General features: G+C 68.0%; 13 protein-coding genes. 12 read left to right on the top strand and 1 reads right to left on the bottom strand.

The window, feature by feature from the left end; all coding sequences use genetic code 11:
- Nucleotides 1-20 precede the first annotated feature (20 nt).
- The 11 genes from TSO221_RS18665 to TSO221_RS18610 all read left to right on the top strand — a co-directional run bounded on the left by TSO221_RS18665 (nt 21) and on the right by TSO221_RS18610 (nt 17,452).
- Complete coding sequence (locus TSO221_RS18665; protein ID WP_109120025.1) at nt 21-1,151, top strand: hypothetical protein; 1,131 nt, start codon at nt 21-23, stop codon at nt 1,149-1,151.
- Nucleotides 1,148-1,780, top strand: coding sequence for a hypothetical protein (locus tag TSO221_RS18660; RefSeq protein ID WP_109120024.1), 633 nt, complete (start codon nt 1,148-1,150; stop codon nt 1,778-1,780). The genes TSO221_RS18665 and TSO221_RS18660 overlap by 4 nt, the downstream gene beginning before the upstream one ends.
- A complete protein-coding gene (locus tag TSO221_RS18655) occupies nt 1,764-2,864 on the top strand; it encodes a baseplate J/gp47 family protein (protein WP_109120023.1) in 1,101 nt (366 codons plus the stop codon). The genes TSO221_RS18660 and TSO221_RS18655 overlap by 17 nt, the downstream gene beginning before the upstream one ends.
- 8 nt (nt 2,865-2,872) lie before the next feature.
- The gene (locus TSO221_RS18650; protein WP_109120022.1) at nt 2,873-4,375 is read left to right on the top strand and encodes a hypothetical protein; all 1,503 of its coding nucleotides are present in this window, start codon (nt 2,873-2,875) and stop codon (nt 4,373-4,375) included.
- 1 nt (nt 4,376) lies between these two features.
- Nucleotides 4,377-6,128 (top strand): hypothetical protein, encoded by a 1,752-nt coding sequence (locus tag TSO221_RS36840; RefSeq protein ID WP_146208848.1) that lies wholly within the window; start codon nt 4,377-4,379, stop codon nt 6,126-6,128.
- A 424-nt stretch (nt 6,129-6,552) separates the two neighbouring features.
- Complete coding sequence (locus TSO221_RS18635; RefSeq protein WP_109120019.1) at nt 6,553-7,035, top strand: hypothetical protein; 483 nt, start codon at nt 6,553-6,555, stop codon at nt 7,033-7,035.
- A 4-nt stretch (nt 7,036-7,039) separates the two neighbouring features.
- On the top strand, nt 7,040-9,010 hold the full coding sequence (locus tag TSO221_RS18630) for a DUF4815 domain-containing protein (protein WP_109120018.1): 1,971 nt from the start codon (nt 7,040-7,042) through the stop codon (nt 9,008-9,010).
- 14 nt (nt 9,011-9,024) lie between these two features.
- A complete protein-coding gene (locus tag TSO221_RS18625; RefSeq protein WP_109120017.1) occupies nt 9,025-10,218 on the top strand; it encodes a hypothetical protein in 1,194 nt (397 codons plus the stop codon).
- A gap of 14 nt (nt 10,219-10,232) precedes the next feature.
- The gene (locus tag TSO221_RS18620; RefSeq protein ID WP_158284133.1) at nt 10,233-13,919 is read left to right on the top strand and encodes a LamG domain-containing protein; all 3,687 of its coding nucleotides are present in this window, start codon (nt 10,233-10,235) and stop codon (nt 13,917-13,919) included.
- A gap of 456 nt (nt 13,920-14,375) precedes the next feature.
- A complete protein-coding gene (locus TSO221_RS18615; RefSeq protein ID WP_109120015.1) occupies nt 14,376-16,820 on the top strand; it encodes a methyl-accepting chemotaxis protein in 2,445 nt (814 codons plus the stop codon).
- Nucleotides 16,805-17,452, top strand: a complete 648-nt coding sequence (locus tag TSO221_RS18610; RefSeq protein ID WP_109120014.1) for a hypothetical protein — start codon at nt 16,805-16,807, stop codon at nt 17,450-17,452. The genes TSO221_RS18615 and TSO221_RS18610 overlap by 16 nt, the downstream gene beginning before the upstream one ends.
- 22 nt (nt 17,453-17,474) lie before the next feature.
- Here the strand turns inward: TSO221_RS18610 and TSO221_RS18605 are convergent, their stop codons facing one another.
- Entirely contained in the window at nt 17,475-19,208 is a 1,734-nt protein-coding gene (locus TSO221_RS18605) for an ATP-binding protein (protein WP_158284132.1), read from the bottom strand.
- A gap of 268 nt (nt 19,209-19,476) precedes the next feature.
- Between TSO221_RS18605 and TSO221_RS18600 the strand changes: the two genes are divergently transcribed.
- Complete coding sequence (locus TSO221_RS18600) at nt 19,477-19,794, top strand: hypothetical protein (RefSeq protein WP_109120012.1); 318 nt, start codon at nt 19,477-19,479, stop codon at nt 19,792-19,794.
- Nucleotides 19,795-19,832 lie beyond the last annotated feature (38 nt).

The following is a 19,832-nucleotide window of genomic DNA, read 5'->3' as shown; positions in this document are numbered from 1 at the left end:
CGTGACGCTACGGTGGAGGCATGACACCTCCATCGCAAAAACACCGCAAGATCGGCTTTTACCTGGAGGGTGGTGAAGGCGGGGTCCTGACCTGGAACTTCACCATCCGTCCGGAGGAACTGATCCGGGAAGAACCTTCCCGCCTCACCGTCCAGCAGACGCTGGGCAGCGCCTGGGTCGACGCCTTCGACCGAGGCGTGAGTACCATCACGCTGAAGGGGCACACCGGCTGGCGCGGCGGCTTCAGCGCAGACGGCGCGGCGCAGTTCGAAAATCTGCGCTCCACCGTCTTCACCCAATGGCATGCCCGCCGCAAGGCCCTGGCCGAGAAGGGCCAGGACCCGGAGGCCGTCGGCCTCTACTTCGCCGACACGCTCGACCGGATCACGGCGCGGGTGGCCCCGAAGACCTTCACGCTGCGGCGGTCGAAGGACGCGCCGCTGCTGATGCGGTACGACGTCAGCCTCCTGGTCTTGAACGACAACGCCGAACCGACCAGCGCCAAGGATGCCATCACCGGCGCTCTCTTCAACCCGCTGCGCTGGCTGACGGCGAAGCTCGGTCTGGAGAATCTGGTCCGGGAGATCGGCGAGATCATCAAGCAGGTGGGGCAGGCCTACTCCGCGGTGAAGGAGGTGGTGACGCAGGTCTGCGCCTTCGTCCAGAGCTGCGTCCGGCTCGTGCTCGACGTCATCGACGAGGTCCGCAGCGGCATCGGCAACCTGACGGCGCCGATCTTCTCGACGGTGCAGATGGTCGCCCAGGCGGCCGGCAACGGGTTCGGCATCCTGGCGACCGGGGAGTCGGCGGGTGCGGTCAAGGGCCTGCTGATGCGCGCGGCCTCCACCATGAACGACATTGCGTGCACCATCGCCAACGGCTTCGAGACCGGCCGCACCTTCCGTTCCTTCGACGACCTGTACGGCGCCAGCAACTGCTCCTCCACCGGCGGCGGGCGCGCCTGGTCGACCTATGCGGAAGCGGAAAGGAGCCCGCTCCAGGAGATGTTTCCGCCGGTGGCCTCGCGCGTGTCCGTATCCACGGCTGGCCGCAACGCGATCGACACGCTGCTGCGCGACCCGCTGACCATTCCGTCCGTGGCCGCCTCCCAGGCGCTCGCGGTCCTCCCGTCGGGAGTCAAGCTGCGATGAGTTTCACCAAAGCCCTCAACGGCTATCGGCGCGTCGCGACACGGGTCGGCGACAGCCTCCAGGCCATCGCCGCCCGGGAGATGGGCGACGCGGCGCGCTGGCCCGATCTGGCGCAGATCAACAACCTGATGCCACCCTACATCACCGACGACCCGGCCCTAGCCGGGTCCCAGGTCCTGCTGTCCGGCGCCCCGATCATGCTGCCGACCGCGGCCCCCCCATCGACGGGCGTGGCCGACGCGCACAGCATGTTCGGGTGCGACATCGCGCTCACCAACGGCCGGATCGAGGTGACGGACGGCGGCGACCTGCGGCTCACCGAAGGCGTGGCCAACCTGAACCAGGCGCTTCGCCACGCGCTGGCCACCGATCCGGGGGACCTGCTGTTCCACCAGGGCTACGGCTGCCCCGCTCGCACGCTGATCGGCCGGCCCGGCGGCGAAGTCAACAACCAGCTCGCGGCCATGTTCGTCGCGCGCACCCTGCGCGCCGACCCGCGGGTGGCCCGCGTCGAAAATCCGACGGCCGACATCCAAGGCGACGGCATCGCCGTCACGGCAACGGCCGTCACCGTGGACGGCCAGCACCTGCCGGTGGGAATGGGGATGAACAATGCCTTTTCAGATTAAGGACTTCCTGTCGATCGTCGCCGGCATGGTCAACCACATGCGGAAGACTTCGCCGAAGGTCACGGACTTCAACGTGGGATCGGTGGCGCGCACCATGATCGAGGCGCCGGCGATCGAGATCGACGAGCTGTACCAGCAGTATCTGGCCGGCCTGGTCGAAGGGATCCCGACGGCGATCTACCGCAGCTTCGACTTCCCGCTGCTGCCCGCCGTTCCGGCGTCGGGCATCGTCCGGTTCAACGCGCAACCGGGGCGCACCGCCCCCGTCGCCATCGCGGTCGGGACGCGCGTCGCCAACGCCTCCAACGTGGAGTACGAGACGGTCGAAGCCGCCACGATTCCGGTCGGACAGACCAGCGTCGACGTGCTGATGACCGCCGGCACCGCGGGGCCGGCCGGCAACGCGCTGCCGGGCGCCATCGGGCAGCTGGTCTCGCCGGTGGACGGCGTGGCGGGCGTCACCAATCCGGACGCGCTCGCCAACGGCCGCGGCGCCGAGACGGAGTCGGAGCGCAAGCTGCGGTTCGCCGAGTTCATCAAGAGTCTGGCGCGCGGCACCGTCGGCGCGCTGGCCTACGCGGCGCGCCTCGCCACGGTGACCGACGTGTCCGGCACGACGGTGCTGGAGCGCGTGGCGCGCGTGGCCGTGGAGGAGGAGGCCGGGTTCGTCACGCTCTACGTCCACAACGGCGCCGGCAGCACGTCCGAGCAGCTCGTTCAGGCGGTGAAGGACATCGTCGAAGGATACGAGGACGCGGACGGCAACCTGATGCCCGGCTATCGCCCCGCCGGGATGCGCGTGGACGTGGTCGCCATGGCGGAACGGCCGGTCGACGTGACCATCCAGGCGCAGATCCCGGCGTTCTACCAGACCGACGACACCCGCGCGCAGATCGCGGCGGCGCTGACCGGCGTCATCCGCGCCACGCGCAGCGGCGGCGACCTGCGGCCGGTGAATCTGATCAACGCGGTGCTCTCGCTCGAGACCGCCCAAGGGGCGGAGATCGTCACGCCGACGCAGGTGGTGGGATGCCCGGTGGGCTCCGTGCTGGTGCCCGGAACGCTGACGGTGGTGTGGTCATGATAACGACGATGCAGCCGTGGCTCCTCAGCCACCTCCATCGCGTGTTCGACCGCGATCCCGCGGCGGCCCTGGCGATGCGCGTGCGCTCCCCCGGCGGACTGCGCTGGGCGGTCGCCGCCGACGTGCTGAGGGTGGAGCGGCCGGACCTGCCGGACCTGGAGGTGCCGCTGGACGGCGCGACCATCGGCGAGGTGCGCGCCGCCCTGTCCGCCGCCGGCGTCGGGATCGTGTACGCCGATCCCGCACTGGACGGCGTCGGCGCCCTGGCGCTGCTGCCCGGGTCCGGCGACCAGGACACCGGGGACGGCGATCACCTGCTGGCCTACACCTCGATCCTGTGGGGGTGGACGGATGCCGTCGGCCGGACGCTGGACCGCGCGAAGGCCGACATCGGCGAAGCGCTTCGCCAGCTCGTCATCCCGGATTCGCGAGGAGAGTGGGCCGACCTGTGGGCGTCCTATTTCGGCCTGCGCCGCCGCAACGGCGAGTCCGACGCGCGGCTGGCGGAACGCATCGTCTGGGAGCCGCGCCGGCCGCGCTCGAACCCGACGGCGATGCGCGCCAACATCCGGCGGCTGACCGGCTTGGACGTGGAGGTGCGCGAGCCCTGGCGGGAACTGTTCACCATCGGCGTTTCCGAGCCGAGCGGCGGCGACCACCTGCCCGACGACAAGGAGTTCGGTTACCACCGCATCCAGCTCGTCGCGCGGCGCTCCATCGACTTCACGGCGCCCATGCGCGAGGCGGAGGCCGACCGACCGGCCGGAACGCTGCTGCTGCCGCCGGCGATCCACCTGCCACCCATCCTGGTCCGGGCCGTCGAGGGAGGAGCGGTCGCCTTCGGCGGCCACGACACCTTCTCCTGGCACCTGCACGACTTCGACGGCCAGATCCTCGACTACAACTTCGTCCTCGGCGACTCCTTCGTGAAGATGAACCCGCGCCTCGCGATCACGGCGCTGTTCTCCGGTCACGTCCTGGGGCCTCCCGACCCGGCCGACATCGCCCGGCACCTGACGTTCTGCAAGGGCGAAATCATCCTGTCCGATCAGGGCGCCATCGGCGAGGAGCAGGCTCACCTGCCCGGCCGCGTCCTGGTCGAGATCGGCGAGGCGCCGGTCCTGTCCGACAGCGGGCGCCTCTCGGACTACGAATGGGGCGTGCGCTACGAGCCGATCGACGAGTGGACCGCGGTCACGGAAGGCGCGGCGCCGGCCCCATACGTCTACCCGGACCACGAGCCGGCCAGCCTGCACGTGACCTTCTCGACCGCCGTTTCCAAGGAGGCCGCCGCCGGCGCCATCGCCTCCCGCGATGTCCACCGGCTCACCACGCCGAAGATATACCGCGACACCAGGTGGGCGGGACGATGGGAAAAACGCCGCTGGAGCGACCGGTCCTATCCAATTCCGCAAATCGGCTTCAAGGCGTCCGAAGTTCCTCCAGTCATTCGGATCGACTCTCAAGGAAACAAGCTGGTTACCGAAACCGGCGGTTATGTGAGGATATGATATGGCCGATAAAACCATCGCACAGCTCGCCGGATTGAATGGCGATGCCGTCTCGCCCGATGACCTGCTGCCGGTCTGGGACGCATCCGGGAACGCGACGAAGAGCGTCAGCATCGAGGGCCTGAAGCAGGCCATTGATCTCGCCACGGGCACCTCGACACTGGCGCTCGCCGCCCTCGACGAGAACAACGACGCGGCCGAGTTCAGGTTCAACGCGAAGCCCCTGCTGAAGGTTGGCAGCTCCTACGCACTGAGCACGCAGTCCCTGAGTACGCCGTCCGCCAACAGCGCGCTCTACAACAACTCGGTCGCCCTCTACAATCCTAAGGGTGCCCTGCACCTCCATGCGGCCCGCTCGGACACCGCGGCGGCGGGCGCGGCTGGCACCAGCATCGTGTTCGGGGGCATGGCAGCGGCCGGTTCCAACCTGAGCGGTGGGGGGGCTCAGCTCAACGGCGGTCTTGGCGACAGCACCGGCGCCGGTGGTGGTGCGGCGGTCGTCGGGGGCAACGGCGGCCTCACTGGCCATGGCGGCGCGGTCAGCATCACCGGCGGGCGGCCGGGCTGGGACCAGGCCAACGGCACCTTCAACAACGGCACCGGCAACGGCGGCGGCGTCGCCATCAGGGGCGGCGTTGGCGGTGCGGTCGGCGGCAACGGCGGCAACGTGTCGATGACCGCCGGCAACGGCACCGCAGCGGGCAGCGCTGGTGGTCAGGCCTCGCTCACCGCCGGCAACGGCGTGGCGGCTGGCGGCAGCATCTACCTGAAGGCCGGTGGTGGCGCCACCCTGGGTCAGTTCTATTGGCAGATCGGTGACGAAACCGTCGCCCGCGTCTACCGGTCGGCGCCCGGGGCGTACGTCATCGACGTGCCGGCGCCGAGCAGCGCCACCAGCACCGGCCACCTGCTGTCGCTGCAGGCCGGCTACGGCGGCACCACGGCGGGCAGCGGCGGCTGGCTGTACCTCAACGGCGGTCCGGCGCTTGCGGACGGCAACGGCGGCTCGGTCGTCATCCAGGGCCGCGACGCCGCCGGCACCGACCGCAACGGCGGTTCGGTGACGATTACCTCCGGAGCGGCGACCGGAACCGGAACCGTCGGCAATGTCAGCCTGTCCACCCCGGCTGGCGGGACGGTGTCGATGGCAAGCGGTGACAGCTCGCTCGCTATCGCCGATCCCGGCAGCAACGCGCGCGCGACGTTGAGGATCGACGGAAAGGACTTGCTGAAACTCGGTTCCATTTACGCCATCGGTTCGAGTGCCCAGCGGACACCGCCTGCCGACGACGCGGACACGCAGAACAGCGTGCACCTGTACAACCCGCGGGGCCAAATCTGGATACAGGGCGGGCGTTCGGACACCCGCGCAAGCGGGGCGACGGGTTCCGTTCGGCTGGAAGGCGGACACGCGGCTGCAGGGTCCAACGGTACCGGCCACGATGTCATGTTGCACGGCGGTGCCGGTGACGGCACAGGCAGCAACGGTGCGGTGATTCTCCATGGAGGCGCAATCGGCATCATCGGCAGTGCCGCCAACGGCGCCAACGGCGACGGCGGGGGAGTCTACATCGAGTCCGGCGAGGCGACGGGCACCGGCACCCCCGGAAATATCACGCTATGGCCGGCCGGCTACATCGTGTTCCCCGGCGGCCTGACCAACGCGGCGGATGACACTGCCGCAGCCTCGGCCGGCGTGCCGGTGAACGGCCTCTATCGGAACGGTTCGGCGCTGATGCTTCGGGTGGCCTAGCGTCCCTTTCCTTCAGGAGACAGCATGATCCAAGGGGCGCCGATTCAGCCCGACGTCGTAAAGGACAACCGGCCTATACTGTTAAGCCGGACGGCCGCTTCGCCGGCCGCCTGATCATTCTCTGATTCCTCCTCCGATCCCCCTATGGGCGCCCACTGGAACGGTGGGCGCCCGTTGCGCTTCGGCCTTGCCGGAGGCCTCAATCATGCCCCACCGCATTCGCCAAGGCTGACGGTCTCGACCGCCTGACGCTGCCGCTTGGTGCAAGACATGCTTCGATCTCACCGACGGAAGGTTTCCCTGAGCGCGGTTGAATCCAGCACCGACCTGTTGTCCTTGGTGCTTTTTTTATCCACCCGCGGCCCCGGGCCAGCGGTCGTGACGGCAGGGTTGTCCGAGACCACGATGTCTGGAGCCTCCGTTCATGGCCATCTTGACCACCTCGGGCCGCACGGCGATCGCGCTCGCCGTTGCCGCCCAACCGCTGCACCTCGCCTGGGGCACCGGCGACCCGGCCTGGGACGCCACGCCGGTACCCGAGCCCACCGACGCCACCGCGCTGGTTGCCGAACTCGGCCGCCACGCCGTTGACGTGCAGAAATACTGCACCCCCGATCCGGCCGGCGACATCACCGTCCCGGAGGGGCGTTACAGGACCTCGCCAACCCCCACCAACCACCTCTACGTCCAGTTCAACTTCGACTACGCCGACGAACCCACCGCCGTCATCCGCGAAGTCGGCGTCTTCCTCGGCACCGCGCCCAAGCCCGCCGTCCCCGCCGGCAAGGGCTACCTGCTGCCCGCCGACCTGGACAGCCCCGGCGTGCTGCTCGCCCTGCAGCGCGTGCCCGCCATCCCGCGAAGCTCGGCCACCCGCCAGAGCTTCGAGTTCGTCCTGGAGCTGTAACGCCATGACCGTGACCCTCGACGGCTATTACAGCCGCTTCGACCCTACCAAGGGCTACGAGCGCCACCTCTTCCGCATCGGCAAGGTGGTGCAGTGCGCCGAGCTCAACGAGGTCCAGGAGACGGAAATCCACCGCCTCAAGGGCGTTGCCGACGCGCTCTTTCGCGACGGCGCCATCATCCGCGACGCCGCCGTCGTCGTCGATCCCGACACCGGCGCCGTCACCGCCGAGGCCGGCGCCGTCTACCTGCGCGGCGCCGTGCGCGGCGTGCCCCCGGCCGGCTTCGCCATCGCCAGGACCGGCATCGTGCAGATCGGCGTCTACCTCGACGACGTCGTCATCACCGAGGCCGACGACCCGGCCCTGCGCGACCCCGCCATCGGCCCGCGCAACTACAACGCCCCCGGCGCCGCCCGCCTGCGCGCCGACACCGCCTGGGGCTTCGCCGGCGACGGCCAGGGCGGCGAGTTCTATCCGGTCTACACCGTCGTCAACGGCGTGCTGGTCCAGAAGGAGCCGCCGCCCCAGGTGGACAGCGTCTCCCTCGCCATCGCAGACTACGACCTGCAGTCCGCCGGCGGCTTCTACGTCTCCGCCGGCCTGCGCCTGACCCGCCTCGCCGATGACGGCGCCAACCAAGTCTACTCGCTCTCCGAGGGCGTGGCGCGCATCGCCGGGCGCGAGGTGCGCATTCCGCACGCCATCCGCCTCGCCTACCCGGCGCTGCCCGACCTCAAGACCGTCAGCAGCGAGCCGCACACCGCCGTCGGCGGTACCGAGCGCGTCACCCTCAACCACGGCCCGGTGGATTCCATCCAACAGGTCCTGGTGACCAAACAGAAGACCGTCACGCTGACCCACGGCGGCTTCTCCGGCGCCCAGGACGCGCTGCCCGACAGTCCGGTCACCGCCATCGTCGCCGTCAACCAGGGCGGCACCTGGGGCGGCAGCGCGTTTTCCGGCGGCACCACCTACCTCAACGGCACCGACTACAAGCTGACCAGCGACAAGGTGGACTGGAGCCTGCCGGGCGCCGAGGTGGCGCCGGGCAGCACCTACCAGGTGGTCTACCAGTACCTCGCCACCGTCGCCCCGACGGGAGCCGACGCCACCGGCTTCACGGTCAGCGGCGCCGTGGCCGGCTCGCTGATCCAGACCACCTACAAGTGGCGCCTGCCGCGCTACGACCGGCTGTGCCTGGACAAGGACGGCGTGCCGTCCTGGGTGACCGGGGTGGCCAGCGACACCGGCCCGGTGGTGCCAGACGTGCCCTCCGGCATGCTCGGCCTCGCCAGCGTCTACCAGAGCTGGGACGCCGGACGGCGTGTCGTCAGCGACGCCATCCGCGTCGTACCGATGAACGAGCTGGAGGCCATGCGCGACCAGATCGACACGCTGTACGGTCTGGTGGCGCTGGCCAACCTCAACATCACGGTCAACCTCACCGAGCCCGCTGCCAAGAAGGGCGTTTTCGTCGATGCCTTCCGCGACAACGCGCTGCGCGACCAGGGCATCGTCCAGGACGCCGCTATCGTCAACGGCGAGTTGATGCTGCCCATCGACGCGCAGATCCTGGCGCCGTCCGGCTCGGCACGGGTGACGCTGTCCTACACGCCCGAGGTGGTGCTCGAGCAGGCCAAGCAGTCCGGCTCGATGAAGATCAACCCCTACCAGGCGTTCGACCCGGTGCCGGCGGTGATCAAGCTGACCCCGGAGGTCGATTTCTGGACCACCACGGTGACCAGTTGGACCACCGACGGCACGACGCGCTTCGTGCGCGAAGGCCACTTCGTGCCCGGCGTGTCCACCGTCGTGCGCTCGTCGACGAGCATCGAGGACACCGTGGTGTCGTCGGTAACCACCACCGAAGAGTACCTGCGTCCCATCACCGTGACTTTCACCATCGATGGCTTCGACCCGAACGAGACGCTGGACAAGGTCACGTTCGACGGCATCGACGTCACGCCGGTCTGAGGAGCATCCAATCCATGGCAAAACTGAAGGCGAACGCCCAGGGCGCGGTATCGGGGTCGTTCCAGATCCCGGCCAGCGTGCCGGCCGGCACGAAGAAGGTGGCGTTTTTCGGGGCCGAGGGCTCGTACGGGCAGGCCACCTTCACCGGGCGCGGCTCGATCACCACGGAGCTGCGCCGGCGCGTGGCGACGGTGACCGAGTACCACTTCGATCCGCTGGCGCAGACGTTCACCCTGCCCACCGGGCGGCACATCGTGGCCGCCGAGCTGTGGTTCAAGGCCAAGGGCACGAAACCGGTGTACGTGCAGATCCGCGGCGTGCAGACCGGCATCCCGACCTCGGAGGTGGTGGCGCAGGGCGTCATCAAGGCCGCCGACATCAGCCTGTCCGGACCGACGCCGGTGAGCTTCGACCCGGTGTGGCTGGAGGCCAACCGCGAGTATGCACTGGTGGTGCTGACCGACGACGCGACGCACGCGCTGGCGGTCGCGGAATTGGGCAAGTACGACCAGGCCAGCGGCTGGATCACCCAGCAGCCCTACACGGTGGGCGTGCTGCTCTCCAGCTCGAACGCCTCGACCTGGACGCCGCACCAGGACAAGGACCTGGCGTTCCGCCTGTACGGCGCGCGCTTCGACGTGCTGACGCGCACGGTGAACCTGGGCACGATCAGCGCCGCCGACGTGACCGACCTGGTGGCGGCGGCCACGGTGGAGCGGCCGGCGGCGGACACCAACGTGACCTTCATCTTCACCCAGACGGACGGCACGCAGTTCCGCCTGGCGCCGGGGCAGGTGCTGAAGCTGCCGGCGAAGATCACCGACACGCTGCAGGTGCAGGCGGTGCTGAGCGGTTCGGCCGAGCGCTCGCCGGTGCTCTACCCCGGCACGCAGCCGATCCTGGGCAAGCTGGCGGAGAGCGCCAGCTACGTGAGCCGAGCGATGGCCTGCGGCAGCGGGGTGAAGGTGGCGGTGACGTTCGAGTGCCTGGCGCCGGGCACCTCGACGGTGGCGGTGGCGGCACAGAAGGACGACGGCAGCTACGCCGCGGTGCCGTTCGCCAGCGCCACGCAGGTGGGCGACGGCTGGGAGGAGCGGAAGTTCGTGCTGACCCCGTTCACCGCCACCAACACCCGCGTCAAGCTGACGCTCGCCGGGACGGCGCTGTATCGCCCGCGCGTGCGCAAGCTGCGCGTGGTGATCACCTGATGGGGGGCGCCGCCATGCCGGCCATCCACGACGACCGCACGCCCACCCTCGGCCTGCCGCTTCCCCACCAGGACAACGAACTCAGCGACGACGTCCAACGGATTCGCGAGGCCGTGACCGGCCTGGACGCCCACGCCCAAGCCGTCGGCTTGGGCGTGGGGGCGCTCCAGGACGCCTCCGCGAAGGTCCGGGTCAGCGCCGGCGACACGGCGCCGGGCACGCTGGATGCGAAGCTCGCCGCCGGCACCAACATCACCCTCACCAGGGTGAACGCCGGCGGAAACGAGCAATACCGCATCGACAGCCAGCCCGGCTCCACCATCAACCAGTCGGCGCCGACCTACGTCGGCAGCGGTCAGACGGCCACCCTCACCGGCCAGTCCGTCGCGGCGGCGTACGAGCAGATCGCCGGACAAGCGTTCAACCTGACCTACAACACCGAGGCCGACTACATCCAGGAGAACGCCGCCACCGGCACCGACCTGTCGGGCGGAGCCTTCGTGCTGCACAACGCGGCGGGGGCGGTGATCGACAGCAACACCAAGCTGCTGATCCACGCGGACGGGGTGAACGGCGACACGGCCATTGTGGACGAGCGTGGTATCACGCCATTCGGCACGCACTGCATGTATCTGACTGATGATGCTTACTTCAACATCCCAAAGTCCTACAAGCTGGCTTTTGGAACGACGCAGGACTTCACCATTGAGACGTGGGTGCGCCCGGAAACTGCCCCGCCGATGGGTGAAGGGTACGTTTTTGATCTTCGCGACACTAATACCGGCGATACGCGCGGCGCTGCATACATGTCGTACAATTATAGCACCGGCAAGTTTAGTACTGGTGGTATAGCGGGCATGATTGCCAGCGCAACCAGTGCAGTCCAGACATGGCATCATGTAGCTGTTGTTCGCTACAATGGCACTCGCACCCTGTACGTGGACGGTGTCAGCGTTGGATCGGCAGTCGATACGACCAATTACACCAATTCGCAGATTTGGTTCGGCAAACCAACCGGACCTGGACCGAACGGTTACAGCCTCAATGGATGGTTGTCCAATTTCCGGGTCTCCAAGGTCGCCCGCTACACCGCGGCCTTCACCCGCCCGACCGTTGAGTTCACGCGCGACAGCGACACCGTCTATCTGTTCAAGGGCTGCGACGGCCACGGCTCGCAACTGATCCGTGACGACAGCCGGAGCGGGCATGATGTGCGATTGATCAATTCCGGCTGCACCATCAGTACCGCGAGGGCAAAATTCGGCACTTCGTCCGCTGTTATGGACGGGTCACCTGGTACCGGCATCTCCATTGACGACAACAAGCCCCACAACGATTTCCAGCTCGGATCGGATGATTTTACAATCGACACCTGGGTGTATCCTACTAGCTTCGGTACCGGGGCTATACTCTTTGCCATCGGCCCGGTGTCTGCCAACCTGAGTCTGCGCTGCACTCATGACAGCAGTGGGCAGGTTCGACTGAGCGCCGCGTCGTCCAACAGCGGCTATGACATCGCCAATGGCACTGTGTTTGGCACGCTGACGCTGAACGCCTGGAACCACGTCGCCATCACGCGTTCTGGGACCAGCCTTCGTGGGTTTGTGGGCGGTGTGTTGGGGACTACCGCGAGCGCTGGTACCAACACTATCACCCGCGGCAGCCCTTACGTCACCATTGGTCGCTACGCGGACAACACCACGCCGAACTTCGCTGGTAATGTTGATGAGTTCCGGGTTAAGCGCGGCGTCGCTGAGTGGACTTCCACTTTCACGCCACCGACCAGCGCTCATACCACCGATGATCGCACCATCTTGCTGCTGCATTTCGATGGCGCTAACGGCGACAAGGTGACGCTGGACAGCAGCGAGAGCAGCTACGGCAACAATGTGTTCGGGGATACAACGACCCCCACGTGGCAGCTTATGTGGAATTCGACGCCACAAACGTCGCTTTCCTCCACCTTCACACGCGGTGGCCACGGCACCAGTCTGCGTCTGGATGGGACGCAGTGGGCAGTTTTAACCTACGCCCAACCCTCTACTGGGCACCCAATGTACTTCGCGTCTGGTGAGCAGTTCTGCATCGAAGGTTGGGTGTACCTTAGCGCTGTCACGAGTGTTACTCTGTTCACATACGGCGGTGCAGTCAACACCGCCAGTGCCGCCTATCTCCGGCTTGACTTCGTCAGCGGAGTTCCAACCCTGGTTTACGGAAACGGCTCCGGCAACTTGGCGACCGGCCCATCGGTATCGACCGGCTGGAACCACATCGCCGCCGTGCGTGAAGGGCGCGGATGGGTGGTCTACTCCAACGGCGTCGCCGGGACGCCCGCCAACCCGGCCACCTACTTCACACACGCGTCCGAGGCGCATACTCTGTGGCTGGGGACCAATTTCGCACTGAACGGGTTCATCAGCGGGGCCATCGACAGTTTCCGCATCACGCACGGAAAGCCGCGTTATCAGACCAACTTCACGCCGGGCAACCTGACCCAGGACGACGATACCGCGCTGCTGTGGGTGTTCGATGGGTCGGTAGGCCAGAGGTGGGTCAAGGAGTTGTCGAAGAACACGGCGCTGATCCAGGCGACGAACGCCCGGACGGTGAAGGATGGCGTGTGGCTGACCAGTGTCAACGATGGCTCGGCCAACATGCCGGTTGTTAAGACCGACCAGCTCAAGTTCGGAACCGGCGGCATGCACATGCAGGGCGGCATCACCGCTTGCGTCAAAATGCCGATCAGCGCGCTTGGAACACCATTGCAGGCATGGGCTATCGACTTCTGGGTGCGCCCCGGCAGCACCAACACGTACGACTTTCCATTCTATTGGGGAACTGGCAATAACGCCGACAATGTTATGTTCTTCCAGATTAATCCAATAACTGGAGGCGTGAGGAGTTGCGGACTGTCCTGGCAAACGAACTCTACAGGGAGCATAACCGGTCCATCACCGGCCAACCTCACGGCTGGGGCATGGTCTCATGTTGCAGTCAACCGTTCAGCGGACGGAACGACCCGGTTCTTTGTGAATGGTACATTGATCGGTAGTGGGACGTCGTCCACGATCAACTACGTTGCCGGTACATCGGTCATGCGAATTGGTGTGGCTGGTGCTGGCGCGGACACCCGCATCGACGAAATGCGCATTTCGATGGGCACCGACCGTGGCTGGACCGGCTCGACCATCACGGTTCCGACCATGGCCTACGGCCAGCAGTACGTCACCGGCCCGTACTACGTCACCACATCGAACACCAGCCACATCGACCTGTCGGCGTTCTCGTCCATCGACAACGTTACGGTGGCCGAGACGATCAACCCGGGCACCACGATCAAGTACCTTACGTCCTTCGATGGGCGGACGACCTGGAAGTCCTGGAACGGCTCGGCCTGGGTTAGCGCAGCGCTGGGGAACATTGAAACGGTCGGCAACACCAGCACCGACCTCAAGACCGGCCTTCTGGCCTGGAGCCCCGCGCTCGGCACCACCATCGACGTGGCGGCCAGCCTGAAGACCTCCAACCCGGCCTTCACCCCGGCGCTCGACAACATCACGGTGACCATGGACGAGTACCAGATGCTCCAGCCGGTCGCCGACTACACCGTCAGGCGCAAGAAGGCGAACGGCGTGCAGACGCTGGTCTTCACCCGCGTCAAGGCCGGCAACGCCAACCACGTCTTCGACGTCGTCTCATAGCCGGTCCAGCGTGACGATCCGGACGGGCGTCCACGCGCAACACTTCCGGAACGGGTCGCCTTCGGGCGGCCCTTTTCGCATCCGGATGCCGGTCGTGATATCCAGCCGGCGCTGCGACCTCCATCGCCTCAAGCAGCGTGTCGGCAGGCTTTCCGGCGTTCCATCAGGAACAGCCCGCGGCTGACGGAGCCCCCCGCCAAGACCGGCCGGCACGCCTGACCGAAGTCGGACGGTCAGTCCGACTTTTGTGTAGGGCGGTCGGCGGGACGTCCGTAATACGGAGGAATACCCCTTTCGGCCTGTTTATCATATATTATTAAGGGAATTCCTTCATAAGACGTGTGAGTATTCGGCACAGGCCCGCCTGGTGCGGAGTCTTGCGCCCCGTCTTCCGCGGCCGGGCTCCGGCGGGCGTTCTCATGTGCACACAATCGCATACGATCCCGAGGTTCCCCAATGAACAGCAGCTTCGCCAGTCGCTTCCGGGTCGGAACCCGTGTCTATTTCGGTTTCCTGGTGATCCTGGCGCTGCTGGGCGCCATCGTGGCCGTGGGCTACCGCTCGCTCGGCGCGGCCGAGGGGGGCTTCGATCGCTACGCCTCGATCGCCGACAACTCGGCGCACGTCCTCGATATCGCGGTGGACGTCGGGCAGATGCGGCGAAACGTCGTCACGTATTCGCTGTCCGGCGATCCCGCGGCGGCGCAGCAGGTGCAAGAGGTGCAGGGCAAACTGCGCGCCGCGCTGCGCACAGCCGTCGACGCCACCGGCAACGCCGAGCGCCGCCGCGGGCTGGAGCGTATGGCCGCGCTGTTCGAGGCCTACGGCGCCAACTTCGGCAAGCTGGTGGAGGCGCGCCGCCAGCGCGACCGACTGGTCGATGAGCGGATGAACCCGCTGGGCGCCCGGGCGCGCGAGAACCTGACGAAGATCATCGCCTCGGCCATGGCCGATGGCGACATGGAAGCGGCCGCCCTGGCCGGCCAGGCGCAGGAGATGCTGATGCTGTTCCGCCTCAGCGGCCTGCGCTTCCTCGCCAACCCCGAGCAGAAGTTCGTCGACGAGGTCAAGACGCGCAACGCCGAGTTCGAGGCCCTCATCAAGCCGTTGTCCGAGCGCCTGAAACACCCCGAGCGCAAGCGGCTGGCGCAGGAGGCCGACCGCATCTCCGACGACTACGTCGAGGCGTTCACGGCCATCACCAAAGCGTCGCTGGAGATCCAGGGCCTCGCCTTCGGCACCATGGCCAAGGAAGGCGCGGAGTTCGCCGACCTGACCGACAAGGTGGTCGATGCGCAGAGCAAGGCGCGCGACGAGATCTTGAAGGACAGCAAGAGCGACATGACCGCCACGCAGTCGACGTCGCTGCTGATGGGCGGCAGCGCGGTGGCGTTGGGGCTGCTGCTGGCGTGGCTGGTGGCGCGCTCCATCGTACGCCCGGTCACCGAGATGACCAGCTCGATGACCGCGCTGGCCGGCGGCGACCTCGCCGTCGCCATCCCGGCGCTCGGCAACCGGGACGAGATCGGCGCCATGGCCAAGGCCGTGCAGGTCTTCAAGGACAACGCCATCGAGAAGACGCGCATGGACGAGGCCGAGCGCGAGCGCCTGGAGGCCGAACGCCGCGCCGACGAGGCGCAGCGGCTGCACGAGAAGGCCATCGGCGAGGAGATCGCCACGCTCATCGACGGCATCTCGAAGGGCGACCTGTCGCGGCGCCTCGATCTCGCCGGCAAGGAGGGCTTCTACAGGACCATGTCGGAGGGCATCAACCGCCTGACCGACACCGTCGAGGGCGTCATTGCCGACCTCGCCGGCGTCATGGGCGCGCTGGCCGAGGGCGACCTGACCAAGCGGGTCGAGCGCGACTACCAGGGCGCCTTCCAGAAGCTGAAGACCGATGTCAACGCCACCTCGAGCAAGCTGGCGGAGATCGTCGGGCAGATCACCACCGCCGCCGACGCCATCGCCAGCGCCGCCGCCGAGGTCTCCACCGGCAGCGCCGACCTGGCCGAGCGCACCGAGCAGCAGGCTTCGAGCCTGGAGGAGACGGCAGCGAGCATGGAGGAACTGGGCGCCACCGTGCGCTCCAACGCCGACAACGCGCAGCGCGCCAACCGTATGGCGCACGACGCCCGGCAGGCGGCGGAGGGCGGCGGCGCGGTCGCCGGCTCGGCCATCCAGGCGATGAAGCGGATCGAGACGGCGTCCCACTCGATCACCGACATCATCGGGGTGATCGACGAGATCGCCTTCCAGACCAACCTGTTGGCGCTCAACGCGGCGGTGGAGGCGGCCCGGGCCGGCGACGCCGGGCGCGGCTTCGCGGTCGTGGCGCAGGAGGTGCGCAACTTGGCGCAGCGTTCCGCCCAGGCGTCGAAGGAGATCAAGTCGCTGATCCTCGACAGCGACGGGCAGGTGAAGGACGGCGTCGAGCTGGTGGCCAAGGCTGGCGACGCGCTGGGCGGCATCGTCAAGGGCGTGCACGAGGTGGCGGCGCTGATCTCCGAGATGGCGTCGGCGTCGAGCGAGCAGGCCACCGCGCTGGACGAGATCAACGCCACCGTCGCCTCCATGGACGAGATGACGCAAAAGAACGCCGCGCTGGTCGAGGAGACCACCGCGGCGGCGCAGGCGATGTCCGGGCAAGCCTCCGACCTCAAGGCGTTGGTCGGCTTCTTCAAGCTCGACCGCCGCACCATGGCCGCCGCACCGGCGCCGGCCCACCGGGCCCCGGTCTCCGCCGCCAAGCCGACGGCGGCCAAGCCCACCGCAGCGAAGCCGGCGGCGAAACGGCCGCAGCCGCACCACGCGGCCAAGCCGGCGGCGCACGCCTCCACGGCGAAGGCGGTGCTGAAGCACGCCGACGCCGCGGAGGACGAAGAATGGAAGGAGTTCTGAGCCTCGGCGTCTTCGGGCTGCCGCATCGCCAGTTGGAGGCGGTGCGGGCCGGGGCATTCGAACTTCTCGACGTGTCACCCGACCAGGCGGCGGCGGCCCCCGTCGCCGCCTTTTTGCTCGGCTGGGACGGGCAGGCGCCGGCCGCAGCGCGGCGGGTGCGTGGCGCCGGCTATGGCGGGCCGCTGATCGCGGCATTGGACGGACACAACGTCGACGCCATCGCCGCCGCCCTGGCGCACGGCTGCGACGACGCCCAGGCCTTCCCACTGCACCCGCGCGAACTGGCGGCGCGCATCGCCGCCATCCGCCGCCGCGCGGCGCCGCCTTTGCGCACGCGGGTGCGCTGCGGCCGGCTGGAGATCGGCCGCGACGGCAGCGACCCGCTGGTCGACGGCAAGCCCCTGAAGGTCAGCCCAAACTGCGCCAAGGTGCTGGGCATCGTCGCCGCCGCGCGCCACCCGGTGCCGCTGCCGCGCATCGCCACGGCGCTTTACGGCGACGACCCGCCGCCGTCGAAGACCGTCAACACGTACCTGTGCATGCTGCGTTCCATCATGGCCGCAGCCACCGGCGAGGACGGCTGGCTCGCCCTGCACGACGGCGGCTACGTGCTGCACCGTCCGGTGGGGTGAGAGCCGGTGGGAGGATGGGAGGTCACGCCGACTTCCGCTGCGCCAGCAGCCGGTCGCACGGGAAGGCGACCGTCACCGTGGTGCCGGCGCCCGGGGTGCTGGCGATGCTCAGCGTGCCGCCCATCAGCCGGGTGAACTCCCGGGCCAGCGGCAGGCCCAGGCCGGCGCCGTTGTGCTTGCGCGTGTGGCTGTTGTCGATCTGCCCGAAGGGGCGCAGCACGGTTTCCAGGTGCTCCGGCGCGATGCCGACGCCGGTGTCCTGCACCGACACCACCAGCCCGGCGGAATCGGCCATGACCCGCAATGCCACCCGGCCGCCCTCCGGCGTGAACTTCACGGCGTTCGACAGCAGGTTCAGCACCACCTGCCGCAGCCGCCGGGCATCGGCGGTGAGCCACGGCAGCCCGGAGGGAATCGCGGCATCGAAGGTCAGCGCGCCGCTTCCCGGCAGCTCGCGGGCGAGTTGGACGCTCTCCTCCAGCACGACGGCCACGTCGACCGGTTCCGCCACCACCTTAAACTCGCCCGCCTCCACCTTGGACAGGTCGAGGATGTCGTTGATCAGGTTCAGCAGGTGCGTGCCACTCGTGCGGATGCGGCCCGCGCTGTCGCGGTAGCGGTCGCTGAGCGGGCCGAACAGCTGCTGCTCCATGATCTCGGCGAAACCGAGGACGGCGTGCAGCGGGGTGCGCAGCTCGTGGCTCATCTGCGCCAGGAACATCGACTTGGTGCGGTTGGCCGCCTCGGCCACGCGGCGGGCGGCGTCGGCCTCGACCAGGGCGCGCTGCAGCTCGACGTGGCGCGCCAGCGCGGCGGCCAGGGTGCCGATCTCGTCGGTTCCGCGGACTTGGCCGGCATCCCCGACCGGGGCGAAGCGCGCCGTCAGGCCCTGGATCGGGCGGACGATGATCCGCCGCAGCGCCATCCACAGCAGGAACAGGATCAGCACCGCCGACAGCACCAGCGACAGCGCCGCCACCAGCAGCGTCCGGCCGCCCAGCAGCTCGATGCTGCGCGGCATCTCGGCGTGGAAGGTCAGAAGCGGCTTCCGGTCGATGCCGCGCAGCACCGACGCCGCGACGATGGTGTCGGCGGTGCGCCTCAACGCCAAGTCCTCGGCGGGCGCACCGGCCGGCAACGGCGCGTCGAAGGCGACCGGCAGCCGGACGCGGCGGCGCAGCGACTCCGCGACCTCGTCATCGACGGCGCGCGCGAACACCAGGACGCCGTTGGCCGGAGCGCCGCGGTCGCTGGGCTGGATGCCGCGGGCGGCGGCCATGAACAGCCCGCCATCGGCCAGCACCAGCCCGCTGGCCTCCCCCGCCGCCCAGGCCCGGTCGATGAGCGGGCGCGCCGCCGCGGCGAAGCCCCGAGCGGCGTCGAGCGCGGCGATGTCGACGCTGCCCTCGGCGCGGTCGAAGGTTGTGGTGAGGACGGGCCGGTGCGCCGTGTCCTCGGCGTACAGCAGGCTGACCGACAGGTTCGCCAGCGATGTCGCGGTGAGGTTGTCCTGCACGAACGAGGGCTTGCGGCCAGCAACGAACAGGTAGGTGTCGTCCCAAGCTGCCCAGTCCGTCACGATGCGCGCCAGCGTCGCGACGTCCTCATCCAGCACGGAGTGCACGCGCGCGATGTTGCGTTCCGCCTCGTCCTCCTCCAGCGCCAGGTAGCTGGGGTAGATCGCGTACCAGAGCACAGCGGAGTTCGTGAAAGTGATCAAGGCCACGGCAAGCAGCATGGCCAACGTGACTTTCATCTGCAGACGCATGCGATCCCCGCCCGGCTATGACTGGCGACCTATTGCAAAAGTTGCGCGCACGGCGACCACTGTAACCTTCTTTTACTTACGAGCCTAGGCGATGACGGCTGTGGACGAAAAATAGCAAGCTCCGGTCAGAGTTCGCGCCAGCGGGCTTGACATTTCGGAAACACCGGGTATCGGGACAATAGATTTAATTTGACTCTTCTTTTCAGCGATTCCAGGATGAGGAATCGTCGTGCCACCGCAGGGCACAGGTGCCGCCATGATGATTGCCGCTACGAGCTACGCTCCCGCGACCACCCACGCCACCGAAGCCGCCAAGCGTTCGGGAACCTCGGCCGCGTCCGACACCGGCGCGCGCGCCGCCGCTCCGCAGGCAGAAGCCCAGAAGCCCCCCGTCGTGGTGTTCAACCCGCGCAGCCACTTCGATTCGGAGGCCGGCGTCTTCGTCATGGAGTTTCGCAGCGCCCGCACCGGCGAGATCGAGCGCCGCTTCCCCGATGAGCAGCAGCTGAAAGCCTACCGCCAGGCCGCCGTCAGCAAGAGCAGCGGCCCCCAGCCCGCGGCCGTCGTCGTCTGAGCGCCGGAAAGCCTGTCGGGAACCTCCGGTTTTGCTAG

This window comes from Azospirillum sp. TSO22-1, from assembly GCF_003116015.1.
In the GTDB taxonomy this organism is placed as follows: Bacteria; Pseudomonadota; Alphaproteobacteria; order Azospirillales; family Azospirillaceae; genus Azospirillum.
The sequence above is the reverse complement of the archived record's forward strand: the minus strand, read 5'-3'. Positions and strand labels throughout refer to the sequence as shown.

What these genes read in the sequence shown, in the direction of transcription:
- TSO221_RS18665 (WP_109120025.1), top strand. Translation starts at nt 21, where the DNA reads ATGACACCTCCATCGCAAAAACACCGCAAGATCGGCTTTTACCTGGAG.
- TSO221_RS18660 (WP_109120024.1), top strand. Translation starts at nt 1,148, where the DNA reads ATGAGTTTCACCAAAGCCCTCAACGGCTATCGGCGCGTCGCGACACGG.
- TSO221_RS18655 (WP_109120023.1), top strand. Translation starts at nt 1,764, where the DNA reads ATGCCTTTTCAGATTAAGGACTTCCTGTCGATCGTCGCCGGCATGGTC.
- TSO221_RS18650 (WP_109120022.1), top strand. Translation starts at nt 2,873, where the DNA reads ATGCAGCCGTGGCTCCTCAGCCACCTCCATCGCGTGTTCGACCGCGAT.
- TSO221_RS36840 (WP_146208848.1), top strand. Translation starts at nt 4,377, where the DNA reads ATGGCCGATAAAACCATCGCACAGCTCGCCGGATTGAATGGCGATGCC.
- TSO221_RS18635 (WP_109120019.1), top strand. Translation starts at nt 6,553, where the DNA reads ATGGCCATCTTGACCACCTCGGGCCGCACGGCGATCGCGCTCGCCGTT.
- TSO221_RS18630 (WP_109120018.1), top strand. Translation starts at nt 7,040, where the DNA reads ATGACCGTGACCCTCGACGGCTATTACAGCCGCTTCGACCCTACCAAG.
- TSO221_RS18625 (WP_109120017.1), top strand. Translation starts at nt 9,025, where the DNA reads ATGGCAAAACTGAAGGCGAACGCCCAGGGCGCGGTATCGGGGTCGTTC.
- TSO221_RS18620 (WP_158284133.1), top strand. Translation starts at nt 10,233, where the DNA reads ATGCCGGCCATCCACGACGACCGCACGCCCACCCTCGGCCTGCCGCTT.
- TSO221_RS18615 (WP_109120015.1), top strand. Translation starts at nt 14,376, where the DNA reads ATGAACAGCAGCTTCGCCAGTCGCTTCCGGGTCGGAACCCGTGTCTAT.
- TSO221_RS18610 (WP_109120014.1), top strand. Translation starts at nt 16,805, where the DNA reads ATGGAAGGAGTTCTGAGCCTCGGCGTCTTCGGGCTGCCGCATCGCCAG.
- TSO221_RS18605 (WP_158284132.1), bottom strand. Translation starts at nt 19,208, where the DNA reads ATGAAAGTCACGTTGGCCATGCTGCTTGCCGTGGCCTTGATCACTTTC.
- TSO221_RS18600 (WP_109120012.1), top strand. Translation starts at nt 19,477, where the DNA reads ATGATGATTGCCGCTACGAGCTACGCTCCCGCGACCACCCACGCCACC.